Annotated in this window: 3 protein-coding genes; 1 reads left to right on the plus strand and 2 read right to left on the minus strand. The window is 70.3% G+C overall.

What is annotated here, in order from left to right; translation table 11 throughout:
* Positions 1–32: 32 nt before the first annotated feature.
* Positions 33–1,949 carry a molecular chaperone HtpG gene (gene htpG, locus B9S61_RS01125; protein WP_103540497.1) on the minus strand — a complete coding sequence of 639 codons (1,917 nt, stop codon included), beginning with the start codon at positions 1,947–1,949 and terminating at the stop codon, positions 33–35.
* A gap of 68 nt (positions 1,950–2,017) precedes the next feature.
* On the minus strand, positions 2,018–2,254 hold the full coding sequence (locus B9S61_RS01130; RefSeq protein WP_103540498.1) for a hypothetical protein: 237 nt from the start codon (positions 2,252–2,254) through the stop codon (positions 2,018–2,020).
* Between the two features lie 96 nt (positions 2,255–2,350).
* Between B9S61_RS01130 and B9S61_RS01135 the strand changes: the two genes are divergently transcribed.
* Positions 2,351–3,229 (plus strand): YbdK family carboxylate-amine ligase (locus B9S61_RS01135; RefSeq protein WP_103540499.1); only part of this gene is annotated, 879 nt, incomplete at its 3' end.

Consider the following 3,229-nt stretch of genomic DNA (forward strand, 5'->3'; position numbering starts at 1 on the left):
CCGTCACCCCACCGTGCTCCGGACGGGTCCGCTCACAGAGTGCGCTCCAGCCGGCCGGCCATCTGCTGCACGAACCGTGCCGGGTCCTTCGGCCGGCCGCCCTCCGCCAACACGGCGAGCGAGTACAGCAGTTCGGACGTCTCGGTGAGGTCCGAGCGGTCCTCCCGCTCCCCGTACGCCTCGTTCAGGCCCTTCACCAGGGCGTGATCCGGGTTGAGTTCCAGGATGCGCCGGGTCCGGGGCACCTCCTGGCCCATGGCCCGGTACATGTTCTCCAGCGCCGGAGTGAGGTCGTCCGCGTCGGCGACGAGACAGGCAGGGGACTTCGTGAGCCGCGTCGACAGACGCACCTCCTTGACGTCCTCCCCCAGCCGTTCCCCCATCCAGCCGAGCAGACCCGCGTACGCCTCGGCCTGCTTCTCCCGTTCGTCCTCGCTCCTGTCGTCCTCCCGCGCGGTGAGGTCGATCTCGCCCTTGGCGACCGACCGCAGCCGCCTGCCCTCGTACTCGCCGACGGCGTCGGTCCACACCTCGTCGACCGGGTCGGTGAGCAGCAGCACCTCGATGCCCCGCTCCCGGAACGCCTCCATGTGCGGGGAGCTGTCGACGCTCTCCCGGGACTCGCCGGTGAGGTAGTAGATGTCGTCCTGCCCCTCCGGCATCCGCTCCACGTACTGCTTCAGCGTGACCGTCCCGTCGTCCCCGTGCGTGCTCGCGAACGACGCCACCGCGAGGACGGCGTCACGGTGGTCGGGGTCGGTGACGAGCCCCTCCTTCAGCACGGCGCCGAACTCCCGCCAGAACGTCGCGTACCGCTCGGCGTCACCCGTCATCATGCTCTTGACCGACGCCAGTACCTTCTTCGTCAGCCGGCGCTGCATCATCCGGATGTGCCGGTCCTGCTGGAGGATCTCGCGCGACACGTTCAGCGAGAGGTCCTGCGCGTCGACCACACCCTTGACGAACCGCAGGTACGACGGCAGCAGCGCCTCGCAGTCGTCCATGATGAAGACGCGCTTCACGTACAGCTGCAGCCCGTGCCGGAAGTTCTGGTTGAACAGGTCGTGCGGGGCGTGCGAGGGCACGAACAGCAGGGCCTGGTACTCGAAGGTCCCCTCGGCCTGCAGCTGGATGGTCTCCAGCGGCTCACGCCAGTCGTGCCCGATGTGCTTGTACAGCTCGTGGTACTCCTCCTCGGACACCTCCTCGCGCGAACGCGCCCACAGCGCCTTCATCGAGTTCAGCGTCTCCGGCTCGGCCGCCCCGCCGTCCTCGCCGTCCTCGCCCGCCCCGTTCGTCTCACCGACCAGCCTGACCGGCCAGGTGATGAAGTCCGAGTAGCGCTTGACGATCTCCTTGATCTTCCACACCGAGGTGTAGTCGTGCAGCTGGTTGTCGGGGTCGGCCGGCTTCAGGTGCAGCGTGACGGAGGTGCCCTGGGGCGCGTCGTCGACCGCCTCCAGCGTGTACGTGCCCTCGCCGCGCGAGCTCCAGCGCGTGCCCTGCCGCTCTCCCGCGCGCCGGGTCAGCAGGGTGACCTCGTCCGCGACCATGAAGCCCGAGTAGAAGCCGACACCGAACTGGCCGATCAGGCCCTCCGCACCCGCCGCGTCCTGCGCCTCCTTCAGCTCCCGCAGGAACTCGGCGGTGCCCGAGTTGGCGATGGTGCCGATGAGCTGCCCCACCTCGTCGTACGACATCCCGATGCCGTTGTCCCGCACGGTGAGCGTGCGGGCGTCCCGGTCGATCTCGAGCTCGATGTGCAGATCGGAGACGTCGGCGTCGAGCGTGTCGTCCCGCAGCGCGGCCAGCCGCAGCTTGTCGAGCGCGTCGGAGGCGTTGGAGACGAGTTCCCGGAGGAAGACGTCCTTGTTCGAGTAGACCGAGTGGATCATCAGCTGGAGCAGCTGACGGGCCTCTACCTGGAACTCAAACGTTTCGGTCGGCATGGTTCGCGATTACCTCACTGGTCCATCGATCGCCGGATACTGGCGTGCTCACTGTAGTCAACGCGGCCTCATCTCCCGGCGTCACCACCCGAGTCGGGCCCCGTCACCGCCGTGCCGAGCAAGGGGCCGAGTTCCCGGGACGCCGTCGTCGGGGCGCGGGAGCCCCCCTCGGCGGGGGAGTGGAGGACCGCACCCTCCAGGAAGCCGATCGACGCCGTGGACGTCGCGAGGTCCACGGTGGCGGCGGGGACGGGACGGCCGGTGCCGAAGCCGTGGGCCTCGTCCACCGCGGCCCGATTGCGCACACCTCATCCTGGGCACCCGGAATGCGCTGAATTCGCCGCCGGTGACCTCGGGGACCCGTGCGGAGACGGCACAGGACGAGAGCAAGGGGACCAGCGGTGACGGTGCGCATCGGAGCAGAGGAAGAGTTTCACGTCCTGGACGTGGAGAGCGGCCGGCTCGTGCCACGGGCCGACACGCTGCTCGGCCGGCTCGGCGGATCCGGCTTCAGCCGTGAGCTGCAGCAGTCGGCCGTGGAGAGCAACAGCCGGGTTCACGACACCCTCGACACCTTCTTCGCGGATCTGTCCGCCACCCGGCGCAGGCTGGACGCGGCCGCCTCCTCCTTCGGCCTCGCCGTCGTCGCCGCGGGCACCGTGCCGCTGGCCCGCGTCACCTCCCGCGACGTCACCGCCGACCCCCGTTTCCGGCGCATGGCCGACGACTACCGCCGGGTCGCGGACGAGCAGCTGATCTGCAGCGCCCAGATACACGTCGACGTACCCGACCGGGACACCGCGGTACGCGCCATGTGCCTGGTGTCGCCCTGGCTGCCGCCGCTGCTGGCCCTGTCGGCCAGTTCGCCGTACTGGCTGGGCTCCGACACCGGGTACGCCAGCTGGCGCACCATGCTGTGGCAGCGGTGGCCGACCGCGGGCCCCGCCGGCTGCTACGGAAGCGCCGCGGAGTACGACGCCGCCATGGCCGAACTGATCGACTCGGGCGTCATCACCGACACCGGGATGCTCTACCACGACGTACGCCCCTCGGACCACCAGCGCACGCTGGAGCTGCGCGTCTGCGACGCCTGCCCGCGCACCGAGACGGTGGCGCTGGTCGCCGGACTGTTCCGGGCCCTGGTGCGCGACGCCCGCGACCGTCTGGAGCAGGGGGCGGACCACCGGTGCGACGGGCACCACGAGTGGCTGCGCGCCGCCACCTGGCGCGCGGCGCGCTCGGGCCTGGAAGGCGGGCTCGTCGACCCGGAGACCCGTCGC

This window comes from Streptomyces sp. SM1, assembly GCF_002910825.1.
Taxonomy (GTDB): domain Bacteria; phylum Actinomycetota; class Actinomycetes; order Streptomycetales; family Streptomycetaceae; genus Streptomyces; species Streptomyces okerensis.

Excerpts from the sequence above, each read along its gene's own strand:
- htpG (WP_103540497.1), bottom strand. The coding sequence starts at position 1,949 with ATGCCGACCGAAACGTTTGAGTTCCAGGTAGAGGCCCGTCAGCTGCTC.